Origin of the sequence: Kribbella sp. NBC_00662 (assembly GCF_041430295.1) — a bacterium.
GTDB lineage: Bacteria > Actinomycetota > Actinomycetes > Propionibacteriales > Kribbellaceae > Kribbella.
Map to the genome: position 1 here is coordinate 3,248,690 of NZ_CP109029.1, position 16,724 is coordinate 3,265,413.

General features: G+C 68.1%; 18 protein-coding genes. 8 read left to right on the forward strand and 10 right to left on the reverse strand.

The genetic code is table 11. The features are described 5' to 3' along the window. Window positions 1–16: 16 nt before the first annotated feature. Window positions 17–457 (forward strand): hypothetical protein, encoded by a 441-nt coding sequence (locus OHA10_RS16435; RefSeq protein ID WP_371407072.1) that lies wholly within the window; start codon window positions 17–19, stop codon window positions 455–457. A gap of 71 nt (window positions 458–528) precedes the next feature. Here OHA10_RS16435 and OHA10_RS16440 read toward each other — a convergent pair whose 3' ends face one another. Genes OHA10_RS16440 through OHA10_RS16460 form a run of 5 tightly spaced genes read right to left on the reverse strand, consistent with a single transcriptional unit; the run spans window position 529 to window position 5,291 of the window. After that, entirely contained in the window at window positions 529–1,830 is a 1,302-nt protein-coding gene (locus OHA10_RS16440) for an MFS transporter (protein WP_371407073.1), read from the reverse strand. A gap of 21 nt (window positions 1,831–1,851) precedes the next feature. Beyond that, the gene (locus OHA10_RS16445) at window positions 1,852–2,286 is read right to left on the reverse strand and encodes an EVE domain-containing protein (RefSeq protein ID WP_371407074.1); all 435 of its coding nucleotides are present in this window, start codon (window positions 2,284–2,286) and stop codon (window positions 1,852–1,854) included. A 4-nt stretch (window positions 2,287–2,290) separates the two neighbouring features. Beyond that, on the reverse strand, window positions 2,291–3,793 hold the full coding sequence (locus tag OHA10_RS16450; RefSeq protein WP_371407075.1) for a tripartite tricarboxylate transporter permease: 1,503 nt from the start codon (window positions 3,791–3,793) through the stop codon (window positions 2,291–2,293). After that, entirely contained in the window at window positions 3,793–4,296 is a 504-nt protein-coding gene (locus OHA10_RS16455; protein WP_371407076.1) for a tripartite tricarboxylate transporter TctB family protein, read from the reverse strand. Before OHA10_RS16455 ends, OHA10_RS16450 begins: the two co-directional genes overlap by 1 nt. After that, the gene (locus tag OHA10_RS16460; RefSeq protein WP_371407077.1) at window positions 4,293–5,291 is read right to left on the reverse strand and encodes a Bug family tripartite tricarboxylate transporter substrate binding protein; all 999 of its coding nucleotides are present in this window, start codon (window positions 5,289–5,291) and stop codon (window positions 4,293–4,295) included. The genes OHA10_RS16455 and OHA10_RS16460 overlap by 4 nt, the downstream gene beginning before the upstream one ends. A 181-nt stretch (window positions 5,292–5,472) precedes the next feature. Between OHA10_RS16460 and OHA10_RS16465 the strand changes: the two genes are divergently transcribed. Together OHA10_RS16465 and OHA10_RS16470 are read left to right on the forward strand one after the other, a co-directional pair. Further along, window positions 5,473–7,116, forward strand: coding sequence for an ATP-binding protein (locus OHA10_RS16465; RefSeq protein WP_371407078.1), 1,644 nt, complete (start codon window positions 5,473–5,475; stop codon window positions 7,114–7,116). Beyond that, window positions 7,113–7,778, forward strand: coding sequence for a response regulator (locus tag OHA10_RS16470; protein WP_371407079.1), 666 nt, complete (start codon window positions 7,113–7,115; stop codon window positions 7,776–7,778). Before OHA10_RS16465 ends, OHA10_RS16470 begins: the two co-directional genes overlap by 4 nt. A 26-nt stretch (window positions 7,779–7,804) precedes the next feature. Here OHA10_RS16470 and OHA10_RS16475 read toward each other — a convergent pair whose 3' ends face one another. Next, window positions 7,805–8,329, reverse strand: a complete 525-nt coding sequence (locus OHA10_RS16475) for a gamma carbonic anhydrase family protein (protein WP_371407080.1) — start codon at window positions 8,327–8,329, stop codon at window positions 7,805–7,807. Between the two features lie 205 nt (window positions 8,330–8,534). Between OHA10_RS16475 and OHA10_RS16480 the strand changes: the two genes are divergently transcribed. Both OHA10_RS16480 and OHA10_RS16485 read left to right on the forward strand, forming a co-directional pair. Next, complete coding sequence (locus tag OHA10_RS16480; protein ID WP_371407081.1) at window positions 8,535–9,827, forward strand: MFS transporter; 1,293 nt, start codon at window positions 8,535–8,537, stop codon at window positions 9,825–9,827. A 49-nt stretch (window positions 9,828–9,876) separates the two neighbouring features. Beyond that, window positions 9,877–10,239, forward strand: coding sequence for a cupin domain-containing protein (locus tag OHA10_RS16485; protein ID WP_371407082.1), 363 nt, complete (start codon window positions 9,877–9,879; stop codon window positions 10,237–10,239). On the opposite strand, the gene OHA10_RS16490 is transcribed toward OHA10_RS16485, so the two are convergent. Continuing rightward, complete coding sequence (locus OHA10_RS16490; protein WP_371407083.1) at window positions 10,240–10,815, reverse strand: TetR/AcrR family transcriptional regulator; 576 nt, start codon at window positions 10,813–10,815, stop codon at window positions 10,240–10,242. A 143-nt stretch (window positions 10,816–10,958) separates the two neighbouring features. On the opposite strand from OHA10_RS16490, the gene OHA10_RS16495 reads away from it, so the two are divergent. Next, entirely contained in the window at window positions 10,959–12,338 is a 1,380-nt protein-coding gene (locus OHA10_RS16495; protein ID WP_371407084.1) for an MFS transporter, read from the forward strand. Beyond that, a complete protein-coding gene (locus OHA10_RS16500) occupies window positions 12,328–12,795 on the forward strand; it encodes an N-acetyltransferase family protein (protein WP_371407085.1) in 468 nt (155 codons plus the stop codon). The genes OHA10_RS16495 and OHA10_RS16500 overlap by 11 nt, the downstream gene beginning before the upstream one ends. On the opposite strand, the gene OHA10_RS16505 is transcribed toward OHA10_RS16500, so the two are convergent. Continuing rightward, complete coding sequence (locus OHA10_RS16505) at window positions 12,780–13,577, reverse strand: endonuclease/exonuclease/phosphatase family protein (protein ID WP_371407086.1); 798 nt, start codon at window positions 13,575–13,577, stop codon at window positions 12,780–12,782. The genes OHA10_RS16500 and OHA10_RS16505 overlap by 16 nt on opposite strands. Window positions 13,578–13,665: 88 nt before the next feature. Between OHA10_RS16505 and OHA10_RS16510 the strand changes: the two genes are divergently transcribed. Next, complete coding sequence (locus tag OHA10_RS16510; protein WP_371407087.1) at window positions 13,666–14,505, forward strand: DMT family transporter; 840 nt, start codon at window positions 13,666–13,668, stop codon at window positions 14,503–14,505. Here OHA10_RS16510 and OHA10_RS16515 read toward each other — a convergent pair. Both OHA10_RS16515 and OHA10_RS16520 read right to left on the reverse strand, forming a co-directional pair. After that, a complete protein-coding gene (locus OHA10_RS16515) occupies window positions 14,492–15,304 on the reverse strand; it encodes an SDR family NAD(P)-dependent oxidoreductase (RefSeq protein ID WP_371407088.1) in 813 nt (270 codons plus the stop codon). The two genes, OHA10_RS16510 and OHA10_RS16515, sit on opposite strands and share 14 nt — an antisense overlap. Then, window positions 15,301–16,629, reverse strand: a complete 1,329-nt coding sequence (locus OHA10_RS16520) for an FAD-binding oxidoreductase (RefSeq protein WP_371407089.1) — start codon at window positions 16,627–16,629, stop codon at window positions 15,301–15,303. The genes OHA10_RS16515 and OHA10_RS16520 overlap by 4 nt, the downstream gene beginning before the upstream one ends. Window positions 16,630–16,724: the final 95 nt, after the last annotated feature.

Here is a 16,724-nt window from a genome sequence, read left to right on the forward strand (position 1 = left end):
GCGCAACACTGGGCTCATGCAGTCCATCACAATCGGAAAACCCCAGGCCTACCTCCGCCTGACCGCCGTCCGCTGGCCACGGGACGACAGCCGCCCGGAGATCCCGCGGGAGAAACGACGCTTCCTCGCGGCCGAGCTGCATCTCAAGGAAGTCACCGCGAGGCGGGAGCTGGACCTGAACCGCGACTACGCAGGTCTGTCCACATTCTTCGAGCACGTCGCCGCGCACTGGCATGAGTGGGGGAACAGCCGGATGGTGTGGGGGACGGGTGGCGAGTTGGAGCTCGACTTCCTGCGGATCGAGGGGCCTGGTGGTGAGCCCGACTACCTCATCCTGTCGCTGGCGCTACGGAACCACGGCTGGCATGTGCAGGCCTGGACCGTCAAGACGTCGATGATCGTCGAGGACGAGGAACTTCAGCGGCTCGCCCGGGAGCTGCGCGAGTTGACCGACTAGGTCGTTTGTAGGGCGCGTTTGCGGTGGTGGCGGTACCAGAGGGACCACGCGATCAGGATTCGTCCCGCTCGCTACGCAGGCGCCAGCTCAGCCTCGTAGCTGAGGTTCAAGCGCCGGTACGCCGCGCTCAGGAACGCCAGCAGTACGACGACCAGCATCAGCAGACTCGCGGCGACGAAGGCCAGCGCGATCCCGCGCGCCTCCCCGCCCCCGAGCAGCCAGCCGAACGTCTCCCGACCCGACGCCGACTCCATGTACGGGATCAGCAGGAACTGCGCCGCCGGACCAACCGCAAAGGCCGCAACCGGAGTGGATGCAGTCTCGATGCTCTGCGCGAACCCGAAGATCCGCCCTTGCTTCTCGAACGGCACCAACCGCTGCAGGATCGTCTGCTCCGCTGCCTCCCCGATCGGCACCAGCAGCATGAACCCGAACATCCCCACGATCAGCAGTGACTGCCATTCGCGGACCGCCGTACCCATGCCGACGATCGCGATCGCGACATTCGCCACCAGCAACACCCGCAGCGGCGAGCGCCCGAGGCCGAACCGTGCGACGAGGGCGCCGCCGGCGATGAAGCCGATGCTGGTCAGGCCGAGCACGAGGCCCCACGACTGCACCGAGAACAGGTTGAGACCGTACGGGTCCATCAGCGCCATGAAGACGCCCATGATCAGGTTGTTGAAGGTGCTGAACAGAACCAGCGGAAGCAGCCCGGGTACGCCGCGCATCGTCTGCCACGCGCCACGGATATCGATCCGGGCCCGCTCATGGTGCGCCGGCCGCGGTTCGTCGATGTGGATCGCGAGCAGCAGATGCACAAGTACGGCGGCGGTGAAGACGACTGCGATCGCGACTGTGCCGCCCATTCCGACGAAGCCGACCGACAACCCGCTGAGGACGCTGGTGACCAGGTGCGCGACGCCATTCACGGTCCCGACGAGCCCGTTCGCCTTGTCGCGGCGATCGGCCGGCACGAGCAGGGTGACCGCGGTCGACAGTGCGATGCTCCGCAGCTGCCCGGCAGTGCTTCCGACCAGGACCAGCAGGGTGAAGGCCCAGAACCACGGCCCGTGCCAATCGGTCAGCTGCCGGCCGGCCACGACGTACAGGATGCCGGCGAGGGTGAAGGCGACGCCGGTGATCGAACTCGACAACGCCATCGCGGTCTTCTTGCGGTGCGCGTCGACCACGGCGCCGAAGATCGTGCCGCTGGCCGCGCCGATCAGCATCGAGACGCCGGAGACGATCGACGCCGCGAGCACCGAGTGCGTCACCAGGTACACCCAGAACGCGAACCCGAAGCTCAGGAACGTGGTCGTCACGTTGGCCACCAACGTGTTGATCAGTAACCGCCGGAATGTCGTCGTCATACCTGTACGTCGAACGTGGCCTCACGGAATTGACATGGCCGCCCGAAGTACCTCGAAATCTTCGGGGTCGAGCGGGACCAGGCCGCGCCGGAGCTGGTAACCCCAGTTCGGCTGCCGGGTGAACTCGAGCTCGACTTCACGGATGCCCGCCCGGTGCACGGGTAGGAACTCGATCCGCCGGCGCCACGGCTGCATGATGCCGCGCTCACCCATACTCATCGGTTCGGCCTGGTACGGCGCCTCGTCCGCGACCACGCCCAGCGCGGTGAACGCGCGGAGCGGCTGCTTCTCGCGGTACCGCTCGGTCGGCGAGTAGATCACGAACCCGTCGCCCTGCCGCAGTCGCGCGACGCCGTACCGCTTGCCGTGGTTGAGCTGGATGAAACCGCCCTCGACCGCCCGCTGGGTGTGATCCGCGGAGACCACACCCAGCCAAGCGCGCTGCAAATCCGTCATACGACTACTGTCCGCCGGAATATACGACATCTTTCGTCATGATTTTGCGACGGAGTTTCGCGATCAGCGGCCAGGCGATCATCAGCAGGATCACCGCGTAGATCACGTACGCGACCGGTCCGCCGATCAGCCCGGAGACATCGCCGTTCGACAGTTGCAGCGCCATCCGCGCCTGCCGTTCGGCGATCGGGCCGAGGATCACACCGATGATCAACGGCAGTACCGGTAGACCGAATCGCCGCATTCCGAAACCGAGCAGCCCGAGCAGCAGAAGCAGCAACAGGTCGAGCGGCTGCGCGTTCACGGCGTACGCCCCCATCGAGGCGAAGAAGATGATCCCGGCGTACAGGTACGGTCGCGGGATCTGCAGTAGCTTCGCCCAGGCCGGCGCCAGCGGCAGGTTCAGGAGCAGCAGCATCAGGTTGCCGATGAACAGGCTGGCGATCAGCGCCCACACCAGCCTCGGCTCGCGCTGGAACAGCAGCGGCCCGGGCTGGATGCCGTACGACGTGAACGCGGCCAGCATCACCGCCGCGGTCGCATTCGTCGGCAGACCGAGGGCCAGCATCGGCACCAGCGTCCCGGCCGCGGACGCGTTGTTCGCGGCCTCCGGCCCGGCCACACCCTCGATCGCGCCGTGTCCGAACTCCTCCGGATGCTTCGACAGCTTCTTCTCGGTCGCATAGGACAGGAACGTCGGGATCTCGGCCCCGCCCGCGGGCAGCGCGCCGATCGGGAACCCGTACGCCGTGCCGCGGAGCCACGGCTTCCACGAACGCCGCCAGTCCGACTTGCCGATCCACGGCCGGCCGACCGGAATCACCGTGCCCGGGTTCCGCCGCAGATGGGCCGCGACCCAGAGCGCCTCGCCGACCGCGAAGATGCCAACGGCAACCACAACGACATCGATGCCATCGGCAAGCTGCGGTACGCCGAACGTGAGCCGCTGCTGGCCGGTAACCTTGTCGATCCCGACCAGCCCGATCACCAGTCCGAGCAGCAAGGCCGCGAACCCGCGGATCCGGGACGATCCGAGCACCGAGGTCGCACCGGCGAACGCGAGCAGCATGATCGCCAGGTAGTCCGGCGCGCCCAGGCTGATCGCGAACTTCACCACTTGCGGCGCGACCAGCACCAGCAGCAACGTCCCGATCGTCCCGGCCACGAACGACCCGATCGCCGCCGTCGCCAACGCCTGCGCGGCCCGTCCGGCGCGCGCCATCTTGTTGCCTTCGATCGCGGTCACCACCGATGACGACTCGCCGGGCGTGTTCAACAGGATCGACGTGGTCGAGCCGCCGTACATGCCGCCGTAGAAGATGCCGGCGAACATGATGAACGCCTGCACCGGTTCGAGTCCGTACGTGATCGGCAGCAGCAGCGCGACCGTCATCGCCGGCCCGATGCCGGGCAGTACGCCGACCGCCGTACCGACGGTGACGCCGAGCAGTGCGAGCAGCAGATTGATCGGGGTCAGGACATCTGCGAATCCTTGCAGGAGTTCCATCACAAGATCCCTTGCAGTACGCCGGCCGGCAGGTTGACGCCGAGCCCGATCGCGAACGCGTAGAACGTGATCAGCGCCAGGGCGGTAGCGATGAACAGGTTCCGGATGTGGTGCCGGCTGCCGAGCGCGAACGCTGATCCCCAGAACAGCAGGGTCCCGCTGATCACCCAACCCAGCGGCTCGATCAGCGCCAGGTTGACCACGAACGCCGCGATCAGTGTGAGCACGGTGCGCCAGTCGACGGGGGATGTCACGTCGACGTCCTCGCCTTCCTCGGCCTCGCCGGTCCCGCCCCGCGCGACGTCCACGGCGTACAGGACGGCGACGACGAGCAGCAGTACGCCGAGGACGATCGGTACCGGCTTCGGGCCGATCGGATCGTTGCTGTTGGCAATGTGCTGGAGCCGGGCGGCGTCGACGATCACCAGGACGCCGACCACCGCCAGGAACCCGCACACGCCGTACTGCGCTCGATCCGGCCGCTTGGTCGCGGCCTCGCTCATGCTGCCAGGCCCAGCTTCGTCAGGATGTCGGCGACCGCCTTGTCCTGGTCGGTGAGGAACTTGCCGAACTCGTCACCGGTCACGAACGCGTCGGTCCAGCCGTGCTTGTCCAGTTCGGACTTCCACTGCGCCGACTCGTGCATCTTGGTCAGGGCGTCGATCCAGACCTTCTTGTCCGCGTCGCTGATACCGGGCGGCGCGACGATCCCGCGCCAGTTGGTGAAGACCAGGTCGATCCCGGAGCCCTTCAGCGTCGGCACGTCCTTCAACGCCTCGATCGGCTGCTCGCTCGTCACCGCGAGCACCCGCACCTGACCGCTCTGGACCTGGTCGAGGAACTCACCGAATCCGCTGGCGCCGAAGGCGATCTTGCTCCCCAGCAGCGCGGGCAGCAGTTCGCCGCCGCCGTCGTACGAGACGAAGTTGACGTCCTTCGGGTTGATGCCGACGGCCTGCGCGAGCTGCATCGGCAGCAGATGGTCCGGGCCGCCCGGCGACGAGCCGCCGCCGACCGCCATCCCCTTCGGATTCGCCTTCCAGGCCGTGACCAGGTCGCCGATCGTCTTGTACGGCGAGTTCTTCGGTACGACGATCGCGCCGGCCTCCTCGATCAGCTTGGCCAGCGGAGTGGTCTGGGTCAGCGTCGCCTTCGACTTCGAGGTGTACGTCGCGCCCACCACGCCGAGCCCCATCTGCATGGCGAGCTTGCCGTTGCCCTTCTCGTTCACGGTCCGCTGCAGGCCGACCGTGCCGCCGGCTCCGGGCAGGTTGAACACCTGGACGCCGGTCGCGATCTTCGCGTCGTCCATCACCTTGGCCGCGACCCGGGCGGTGGTGTCGTACCCGCCGCCGGCCGCGTTCGGCACCATCAGCCGCAGCCCGGTGGCGGGCTTGCCGCTGTCGGCGTTCGTGTCGGATTTGTCCGCGGTCGCGCCGCAGGCGGTCGCGCTGACCAGCGCGAGCACTGCTGTGGTGACCCAGAGCATCGGCCTCATGGCGGTGTCCTTTTCGATGGGGATCAGGTGGCGACGATCGTGGACCTCCAGCGGGTACGGCGTCTGCGTTGTGGCCGCAGCGGTAGTTGAGTTCATTGTGGTCACGGGCGGAACCTGGGTGAAGTGTGGCACTCGAGCGCCGCAGCGGTGATCATGCGGCAGGACCTTATGGGAGGTGAATATGGCCGTCAGGCGTCCGACCTTGGCCGGGCAGCTGCTCGTGCTGCAGTTGGCGATCGTCGTGATTGTGCTCGTCGCCGTCGCCGCGGTCTCGCTGGCCCAGTCCGCCGCCACGTTCAACCGGGTCGAGGGCCGCCGGGTGACCGCGCTGGCCGAGCAGCTCTCCGGGAACCAGACGCTGCGGTTCGGCATCCGGCACCCCGCGCCCGCCGAGGTGCTCGCACCGTTGCTGCAGACAACATTGACGCAGTCCGGCGTCACCTCGATCACCGTCGCCGACGCGCACGGCCGGATCATCGCGGCCACCAACCCGACCACGATCGGCAGCTCGCTGACGCTCGGTGATCCGTGGGTGGCCTCGGGACGCGGATGGTCAGGCGAGCTGCGGCTAGGGGATGGGAAGGAGTTGGTCTCGCAGGTCCCGGTGCTCAGTCAGGGCACGGATTCGAACGGCCGCCCGGACGGGACGCTCGGCGATCACATCGGCACCGTCATGGTCGGCGAGCAGGCGCCGTCGATCTGGCAACGGTTGCGCGGCGCATCGTCGTACCTGGCGATCTATCTCGGCATCGCCTGCCTTCTCGGGCTGCTCGGGTCGTGGTTGCTGGCGCGCCGGATCAAGCGGCAGACGCTCGGTCTCGAACCGCGCGAGATCGCGGGTCTGGCCGAGCACCGGGAGGCGATGCTGTACGGGCTCGCCGAGGGAGTCGTTGCCTTGGACCCCCATTTGCGGGTCACGCTGGTGAACGACGTCGGCCGGCGGTTGCTCGACCTCCCTTCGAGCGCGGTCGGGCTCAGCCTTGGCGATCTGGGGATCGAGGGCCGGTTGCGGGAAGTGCTCGCCGGCGAGGACGAGGCGCGCGACGCGGTCGTCGTACGGCGTGGGCGCGTGCTGGTGATGAACCGGATGGAGGTGCTGAAGGACGGACGGTCGCTCGGCTCGGTGACCACGCTGCGCGACCGGACCGAGCTGGCGCAGCTGGAGCGGGAGCTGGGCTCGTTCCGTTCGTCCGCGGAGCTGCTCCGGGCTCAGACGCACGAGTTCGCGAACCAGCTGCACACCATCTCCGGCCTGATCCAGATCGGGGAGTACGACGAGGTCGTCACGTACGTCGGCGCGCTCAACCGGTACCGTGAGTCGCTCGACCTGACCGTGACCCGGCGGGTCCACGACACCGCGGTCGCCGCCCTGCTGATGGCGAAGTCCTCGCTCGCGGCCGAACGCCGCGTCGAGCTCCGGGTGTCCGAACGGACGACGCTGCTCCGGCTCGACCCCGCACTGTCCGCCGACGTGGCAACCGTGGTCGGCAACCTCGTCGACAACGCGATCGACGCGGCGGCCCAGTCCGGTACGCCGCTGTCGCCCGCGTGGGTCGAGGTCGAACTGCGACAGGACGCGACCAGTGTGGAGATCGTGGTCCGCGACTCCGGTCCTGGCGTGGCGCCGGAGTTGGCGCAGGAGGTGTTCGCGCACGGCTTCACCACCAAGGCCGCGGCCGAGGGTGAGCGCGGGATCGGTCTCGCGATGACCCGGCTGATCTGCCGCCGGCGCGGCGGCGAGGTTGCTGTCACGAACAATTCCGACGGCGGCGCGGCGTTCGTCGCCCGCATGTCCGCCCAGCGCACACCGGAGGGAGCCCGATGATCACGGTCCTCGTCGTCGACGACGACTTCATGGTCGCCCGCATCCACCGCGGCTTCGTGGACCGCGTGGACGGCTTCGAAGTCGTCGGTACGGCGAACTCCGGCGATCAGGCCGTCTCGGCGCTGTCCTCGCTGCGTCCCGATCTGGTGCTGCTCGATCTCTATCTGCCCGACGTGTTCGGCATCGACCTGATTGCGCGGCTGCGCGCCGTACAACCCGACGTCGACATCCTCGTGATCACCGCGGCCCGCGAGGCCGAGGCGGTGCGTGGCGCTGTACGCCAAGGGGTCGTCAACTACCTACTGAAACCCTTCGGTTTCGAGGACCTGCGGGCCCGGCTGCAGGAGTACGCCCGCCGCCGCGCCAGCGTCCCCGACCAGGTCACCTCCCAAGCCGACGTCGACCGGGTCCTCGCCCCCGCCCGCCCAACCGTCAACCGCCTCCCCAAAGGCCTCAGCCAAGAAACCACCACCCTGGTCACCGCCGCCCTCCGTGCCACCCCCGACAACCTCTCCGCCGCCGAATGCGCCGAAAAAGTCGGCATCTCCCGCGTCAGCGCCCGCCGCTACCTCGAATTCCTCTGCACCCAAGGCCAAGCCCAAGTAACCCTCCGCTACGGCACCACCGGCCGCCCCGAACGCCGCTACCACTGGAGAAGCTGAGATCTGCCCCGCGTGCTACGCGGGTGCTACTCCTCGACCAGTTCGACGGTGGTGGCGTGGCGTTCGGCTAGGGCGTGGTAGACGGTGGCGTTGTGGTCTACGAAGAGTTTGGCGGTGCCGTCCAGCGGGATGATCTTCTTTGCGGGGCTGCCCATCGCTACTGATTCGGGTGGGATGACGGCGCCGGGGGTGACGGTGGAGCCGGCGGCGATCAGGGAGCGTTTGCCGACGACGGCGCCGTCGAGGACGATTGCGCCGTTGCCGACGAGGGCCTGTTCGCCGATCGTGCAGTCGTGGACGAGACACTGGTGGCCGACGGTTGCGTTCGGGCCGATCTCGCAGCCGTTGTGACCGACGTGGATGACCGTGTTGTCCTGGATGTTCGCCCCGGCGCGGATCGTGATCGTGCCCAGGTCGGCGCGGATCACCGCGCCGTACCAGATCGAGACCCCGGCCTCGACGACCACATCTCCGACGAGCGTGGCGGTCGGCGCGATCCACGCATCGGGGTGAACGGTCGGGCGCTTACCTTCGAACGAGTACAGCGGCATAGATCGCACCCTATGCCGTACTGGTGCCTCGTCAAGAAAGGTTGTGGTCGTAACGATCGCTCGCCGGTCGTGACAGGATGGGTTATCCGCGCGTGTTGTGCCTTCTCTGCTGGTGTACGAGGTGAGAAGGCACAACAGCAGGGGAGAACCCTCAGGTCGGGAATACAACCGGAACGTTGCTTGACGAGGCACTAGCGTGGACCGGGTGCTCAAACCAGTTGCCGGGTTCGCCGCGTTCGGGTTGTTCTGGGGAGCGTGGGGCGCGATTCTGCCTGCGGTTCGGACCGGCGCCGGGGTCAACGACGGTGAGCTTGGCGTCGCGCTGCTGATGATCGGGCTCGGTGCGCTGGTGTCGATGCGGTTCACCGGCTACCTGATCGATCGGTACGGCGGTGTCGTGCTGCCGGTCGTCACCGGGCTGTTCGCGATCTGCGGCGTACTGCCCGCGCTGGCCGGATCGGTCCTCACGCTGAGCGCGGCGCTGTTGTTGCTCGGAGCAACATCCGGCGCGATGGACGTGGCCGTCAACGCGACCGGATCCCACGCGGAGGCGGCGACCGAGCGACCGGTGATGAACCTCGCGCACGGCATGTTCTCGGTCGCGGTGGTGGTCGCAAGCCTAGGTACGGCGGGACTCCGTGCCGCCGGCGTCGGTGCGCTGCCGGTGCTCGGCGGAGCCGGCGCCCTGATCGTCATCACAGCCCTCGTCCTCCTGGCACAGCGGGACACCACCAATTCGAACAACACCCACCACGCCCCGACCACCCCCGCGGGTGGTGGTCGGGATGCGCAGGCTTCCGCCTCAGGCGGTGGTCGGGATGCGCAGCCTGCCGCCGCGGGCGGTGTGCGGGATCTGCCTGGTGATGGTGGGGGATCGGGGGCGGGGAGGGGGCGGTTGGAGCCGGCGTTGCTGATGTTCGGGGTGCTGTGTGCGATTGCTTATCTGGTTGAGAATGCGTGGCAGAGCTGGAGTGCCGTGCACCTGGATACCTCGCTGCACGCACCGGCCGGGCTCGCGTCCATCGCACCCGCCGTCTTCGCCGCCGCGGCTGCCACCGGTCGGTTTGCCGGGAATGCGCTTCTGAAGCGGGTCCGGCAAGTGCAGCTGTTGGTCATGGGCGGCATCATCGCGGCGGTTGGCTCGCTTGTTGCGGCAACCGCCAACCACACGTGGATAGCACTGGTCGGCATCGGCGTCGCAGGACTAGGTACGTCGGTCTGCGCGCCCACCATCATCGGGATGGCCGGCGCCTGGGCCGGGCCCCAGCGGCGCGCGGGCGCGATCTCCGTGGTGACCACGATCGCCTACCTCGGATTCCTGATCGGCCCCGCAGCAGTGGGCGCGGTCTCCTCGCAGTGGTCGCTACCGGTCGCACTGGGCAGCGTCGCCGTACTCGCAGTCCTCGTCGCCGGCCTCGCACCAGTAGCCGGCCGCATCGCCGGAGCCGGCCTCCGCCGTACAGAGACCGGCCTTCGCCGTACAGAGAAAGGGATTTGAAAGGACCCCGTGCAAAGTTACGGTGACTAGGACTAGCGAGGAGGGTCGCATGACAGAGATCGCGAAATCAGGGGCCGCGGTGATCAATCGGGCCGACGGGCGGGACGACGGGGAGGAGTGGACCGAGAACTACACCCAGTTGCCTGGTGGGGCTGGGGTCTCGTTGATTCTCGAGTCGACCACGCAGGAGGGCGCCGGTCCGCGGCTGCACAAGCACCCGTACGCCGAGACGTTCATCATCCGTCGCGGTACGGCGACGTTCACCGTCGGCACCGAGGAGATCGTCGGCAGGGCCGGCCAGATCCTGGTCGTCCCGGCCGACACGCCGCACAAGTTCCGCACCGGGCCCGGGGGCTACGAAGCAGTCCACATCCACGCCAACCCGACGTTCGAGACGGTCTGGCTGGAGTAGCTACTCCGACGGTGGAGTGAACGCGGCCAGCAGGGTCGCGGTGATGTACGGCGCGGCCTGGTCGGAGGTGATGCGGCCGGCCTGGAGTTCGCTCGCGGCGCCGTGCATCACGTTGTGCATGACGCTGACCAGCCACGACGTCGGCAGGTCGGTGCGGAAGACGCCCTCGGCGCGGCCGCGTTCGAGCAGGCGTTCCACGCGTGCCATCGGGTCGGCGTGCAGTTCTTGGACCCGCCCCGGGGGCAGCGCGTCCTGAGCCGCAAGCAACAGCGACCGGTACTGGTCGACCAGCTGCCAGCTCGACTCGATCAGCCGTCCCAGCGCCGTTCGCGGATCGCCGGTCAGATCGACCTGCCCGAGCGTCCCCTCGCCGGTCGCGATCGCCTGCACGAAGACCGCGTCGACCAGCTCGGCCCTCGACGGGAAGTGGCCGTACAGCGTCACCCGTCCGACTCCGGCCGCCTTCGCGATCTCCGACGTACTCGCGGCCGGATCGCGGCTCAGGCACTCCGCGGCCGCGGCCAGGATCGCCGCGATGTTCCGCTGCGCGTCCGCTCGTCTGGTGGTGACCGCCATCGACGCCCTCCTCATCTCGAACACCGCTGTACGAATTCCTCATCTCGAACACCGCTGTACGAATTCCTCTTGTCGAACACCAGTGTACGAGTTACGGTACCAATCTAACCCGTACACGCCTGTTCAACTTAAGGATGATGACCATGAATGAACCCGACCCCCGGCGGTGGCGACTGCTGGGGCTGCTCGCCGTCGCGCAGTTCATGCTGATCCTCGACGTCACCGTGGTGGCGATCGCGCTGCCGAACATCGAGACCGATCTCCAGCTCGGTCGCGAGACCCTGACCTGGGTGGTCAGCGCCTACACGCTGATGTTCGGCGGCCTGATGCTGCTGGGCGGCCGCGCCGCCGACCTGTTCGGCTCCCGCCGCGTCGTACTGACCGGCCTGATCGTGTTCACGCTGGCCTCGCTCGTCACCGGCCTCGCCAACGGCCCCGAGATGCTCCTCGGCGGCCGGGTCGCCCAGGGCATCGGCGCCGCGATGCTCTCGCCGGCCGCGCTGTCCGTCGTGACGAAGACGTTCGACGGCGACGAGCGCAACAAGGCGCTCGGCATCTGGTCCGCGATGGGCGGTGGCGGCTCGGCCATCGGCGTACTGCTCGGCGGCCTGCTCACCGCCGGCCCGGGCTGGCAATGGGTCTTCTACATCAACCTGCCGATCGGCCTGATCGTGTTCGTGCTCCTGCTCCGGATGCTCCCCGCCGATCGCCCGGGCGAACAGCAGGGTCGCCTCGACGTACCCGGCGCCCTTCTCGTCACAGCCGGCACAGGTACGGCGATCTACGCGCTGATCAACGCCGGCGACCGCGGCTGGCTCTCGGCCGCGACCCTCGGCACGCTGGCCGGCGCCCTGGTCCTGTACGGCGTCTTCGCGTGGGTCCAGCGTTCCGTCCGCTGGCCGCTGATGGATCTCCGGATCCTGACCCGGCGGCCCGTTGCCGCAGGCACCTTCATGTTGCTGATCGCAACCGCCCTGATGATCTCGATGTTCTTCCTCGGATCCTTCTATCTACAGCACTTCAAGCAGTACGGCGCTCTGCGTACCGGCCTGCTGTTCTTGCCGGTGGCAATCGCCGCGATCGCCGGCGCGCATCTGGCCGGCCAGCTCGTCGGACGAGTCGGCGCGCGGCCGATCGCCGTCATCGGGTTCGTGATCACCGCGGTCGGCGTCGCTGTCCCCGCGATCTGGGAGGGTGCTGCCGTGGTCGTGATCGGGATGACCGTCGGGACGGTAGGACTCGGTGCTGCGTTCGTCGCGTCGTCGACCACGACGTTCGCGCAGATCGATCATCGGGAGGCGGGCCTGGCGTCCGGCATCCTGAGCACATTCCACGAGTTCGGCGCATCGCTCGGCGTCGCGGTCGTGTCGAGTGTCGCGGCGGCCAGTCTCGCCGGGACGGTGTCGACCGGGTTCTCTCGTGGATTCACGTTCGCCGCGATCACTGCGGCGGTGGCGGCAGTCCTTGCGTTGATCGTCGTACCGGTGTTCAAGCCTTCAACCGGAGGGGTTCATGTCCATTGAGATTCGCCGCGCGGTGGTCGCGGATGCGGAGACCGTGTTGACCATGCTGGGGGAGCTGGCGGCCTACCAGGATCAGCAGCAGTACGTGACGGCAAGCGTCACAGATTGGCAAGGATTCCTCGAACGCGAGGACGTGATCGTCCTGCTGGCAGAGGTCGACGGCAACGTCGCGGGCTACGTGTCCGCGCTGCGCCGCCCGTACCTCTGGGTCGGCGGTGATCAGCTCGCGCTGGACGACCTCTACGTCCGCGAGCAGTTCCGCGACGCCGGAGTCGGTCGCCACCTCATGCTCGGCCTCGCCCGGCACGCGCTGCCCGACCGCCTGCCGATCGGCTGGGGCCTCCGCCTCGAGAACACGGCCGGCTACCGGTTCTACGAACGCCTGGGCGCCAAGCTGGTGACGAAGACCGCGGCCAGCTGGTCGGCCGACGCCTACGAGCCTCAGCTCAACGAATAGGTCGCCGCGACCGGTAGGTGGTCAGAGGCGAAGCTCACCGGCACGGACACCGCGGTCGGTGCCAGCTGCGCACTGTGCAGCTGGTAGTCGATCCGCTTGGTCGGCAGCGGCACCGGACTGGTGAACCCGAGCCCGAGACCCTTCTCCGGCCAGGTGTCGGTCCAGTGCGTGGTCAGCGTCTTCACCTCGGCCGACGTCGGTACGGCGTTGAAGTCGCCGACCAGCAACGTTGCCTCCGGCGCATCCTTGAGCAGGGCAACGATCGCGTTCACCTGCTCGATCCGCTCGCCGTCGTTGATCGTGGTCAGATGCGTGTCGGCGAACCGCAACGGCGTACCGCCGACGTCGATCAACGCCTCGAGCAGACCACGCTGCTCGCTGCCCGGATGCAACGGCAGCAGACTGTTGCGCGAGTCAACGATCGGGTACTTCGACAACACCAGCGTCCCGTACTGGCGACGAGGCTTACCCGGCTCGAGCGGATCCCGGTCCAGGTTGGCGGCGAAGACGTAGTTCATCTTCAGCCGCGCCGCCAGCCAGGCCGGCTGATCGACCCAGTTGCTGCGGGCATCGAAGTGCTTGTCGACCTCCTGCAGGCCCACGACCGAAGCGCCGGAGGCCTCGATCGTCTGCGCGACCCGCTCGAGGTCGAGCTTCCCGTCGACCCCGGCGCCGTGATGGATGTTGAACGTCAGCGTCTTCACCGGGGTGGCCTCCACCTCCGCTTGAGCAGTCAGTGGCGACACGAGCAGCACCAGGGAACCGGCGAGAGCAGCAAACACCACCGCAGTATCACATCGGAAAGGATCACAGGCCGGGACTTACCGGAACGCCATGGTCGCCAGGCCCGCTGCTTCCTACCGTGAGGTGATGCGAAGGACTGTCCCGCCGCAGGTCTACTTCATCGTCAGCGCGGTGTTCCACTACCTCGGACCTGCGTTCGCGGTGCTGCTGTTCGCGCGGATCGATCCGCTCGGGGTGGCCTGGCTGCGGATCGCCGCGGCCGGGGTGATCTTCTCGGCTTGGCGTCGGCCCTGGCGGGCTTGGCGGCTGCTGTCCTGGGACACCCGTCGCCTGGTGATCGCGTGGGGCGCGGTGCTCGCGGTCATGAACTGCTGCTTCTACCTGGCCATCGACCGGATTCCACTCGGCACAGTCGCCGCGGCCGAGTTCGCGCCCGTGATCGTGCTGGCGGCGATCGCGGTGCGCTCGTTGCGCAACCTGCTGGCGCTGGTCCTCGCCGTGGCCGGTGTCTACGTACTGACCGACATCAGGCTGTCCCACGACTGGATCGGGCTGATCTTCACCGCCCTCAACGCGGTCCTGTTCTCGGCGTACGTCGTGCTGGGTCACCGGATGTCGCAAGGCCTGCAGCGGATCGACGGACTCGCGCTCGCAATGGGAGTCGCGACCGTGCTCGCGCTACCCGTCGGCCTGCACGCGGCCGTCCCCGCCTTCACCGATCCACGACTGCTCGCCGCAGCGATAGGTGTCGGCGTGTGCTCATCGGTGATCCCGTACGTCGCGGATCAGCTCGCGATGGCGCGGTTGAAGCGATCGACGTTCGCGTTGATGCTGGCCTTGCTGCCCGCCACGGCGACGGTGATCGGTGCCGTCGTACTGCGGCAGTTCCCACGGCCGGCCGAACTGGCCGCGGTTGCGATCATCGTCGTCGCGGTCGGGCTGCATCGCGAACCTACATCGCCTTGAGCGACAGCTCTTCCCAGTCCGCCCAGGTCTGCAGGCGGTCGGCGTACGCCTGTTTCACCAGCTCGTGGCCTTGGCCGAAGAAGACCCGCAGCGGCGGGTTGGGGGAGTCGGCGAGCTCGAGGATCGCACGCCCGGCCGCGGCCGGGTCGTCGAACTCGACCGCCGCAACGTAGTCCACGAACGCCTTCCGGTGGGCGTCGTACAGCGGATTCGGCGTGGCGGCCACCCCTCCTGTCAGGCCGTCGGTCGCGTATCCGCCAGGCTCGACCACGGTCACCTTCACGCCGAAGCCGGCGACCTCCTGGGCAAGCACCTCGCTCAGACCCTCGAGAGCCCACTTCGAGGCGGAGTAGCCGCCGCCGAGCGGTAGCCCGACCAGACCAGCCACCGAGGAGATCTGGATGATGTGACCGCTACCTTGCTCGCGCAGGTAGGGCAGCGCTGCCTGGACCACCCAGACCGGACCGAAGAGGTTGGTCTCGAGTTGGTCGCGCAGTTGCTGGTCGCTGATCTCCTCGATGGCGCCGGACAGGCCGTAGCCGGCGTTGTTCACGATCACGTCGAGCCGGCCGAAATGCTCCTTGGCCTGCTCGACGGCACCGAAGACGGCAGTCTTGTCGGTGACGTCGACCTCGAGCGGGAGTACGGCGTCGCCGTACGTGTCGACCAACTCGCTCAGGCTCTTCCGGGCCGTCGCGGCCACCCGGTCCCCGCGGGACAGAGCGGCCTCGACGAAGTGCCGGCCGAGGCCGCGCGACGAGCCGGTGACGAACCAGACCTTGCTGTTCTCTGGGCTCATGCCGGCCTCACATTGTGGTTGCCGGTGAACAGGTTGGCCGGGTCGTACTCGCGCTTGACCGCCGCGAGCCGCTCGTACGTCGCCGTCGGATAGACCGCGGCCACATCGGCGTCCTCGGCATCGGACAGGAAGTTCGCGTAGGCGCCGGAGACCTGCGGAGCGAGCTTGTCCCAGAGCGCCTGCCGAGCCGGGCCAGTCGCCGCGATGACCGGCGGCGGGCCGATCGTGGTCGTGGCGAACATCAGCTCCGCCTCGCGATGCGCGTACGCCGTCGCGTCGGCCGCGACCTCGGAGACGGCCCCGCCGACGGTACGGACGGACATGATCGGCGAACCTTGCGACGCGCCGGTCTCGGCGAGGATCCGCAGCACCTCGGGAACGGAATCCTTGTCGACAAAGGCACTCCGGGTGATCAGCTGGATGCCGGGCGGCGGGGTCACGCCGTCGACCAGCACTTCGGCGTACGGCCGGAGCGCGACGTCGTCGGCGAGTACCGTGCCGAGCTTACGGATCGGGTCGATCGCCTGGCCGGCGAGCTCCGCGTTGTCACCGTCGAACGCGACCTCGATCTCCAGCGGCGCCTCGGGACCGCCGAGGAACGGGTTGGCGAACGCCGCGATCGACGTCAGCTCGGCCGGTGCCGTGCGCTGATACTCCGCCCAGCCCTGGAGCACCTCGGCGATCTCGTTCGCCGGGAACACGACCTTGCCGAAGTACACCTCGGTCGTCGGGTGCGCCGCGAACTCGAACGCGGTCACGATCCCGAAGTTCCCGCCGCCACCGCGGATCGCCCAGAACAGCTCCGGGTTCTCGTCGTCGGACGCACGGACCACGTCACCCGCGGCGGTCACGAGCTGTACGGCGACCAACTGGTCGAGCGCCAGTCCGTACTTGCGGACCTTCCACCCGATCCCGCCCGACAGCGTCAGGCCGCCGACGCCGACGCTCTTCGTGTCACCGGACGAGATCGCCAGCCCGTGCGGCGCCAGCGCGGCCGCGACCTGCCCCCAGGTGGCGCCGCCGCCGATCCGTACGACGTTCTTCTCCTTGTCGACGACCTCGATCCCGGCCAGTTCGGCCAGGTCGATCACCACGCCGCCGTCGTTCGTCCCGAAACCGGCGAACGCGTGCCCGCCGCCTCGGACAGCCAGCGGGAGCCCGCTCGCGGCGACGTACGCGACTGCCTTCTGGACGTCCTCGACACTCGCCGGCCTGAGGACGTACGCCGGGCTGCCCCCGACCAGCACGGTCCGGCTCGCGGCGTCGTACCCCGCGTCGTCCGGTCCGACGATCTCCCCACCGAATCCTTCGATCACTGCGTTCATGACATTCCTTTGCGTTTGTCCTCATCGAACAAACACCTGACGTCGGCCGGGCAGGGCATGTGACGTGAACAAACGCACATCACACTTCACGGGGC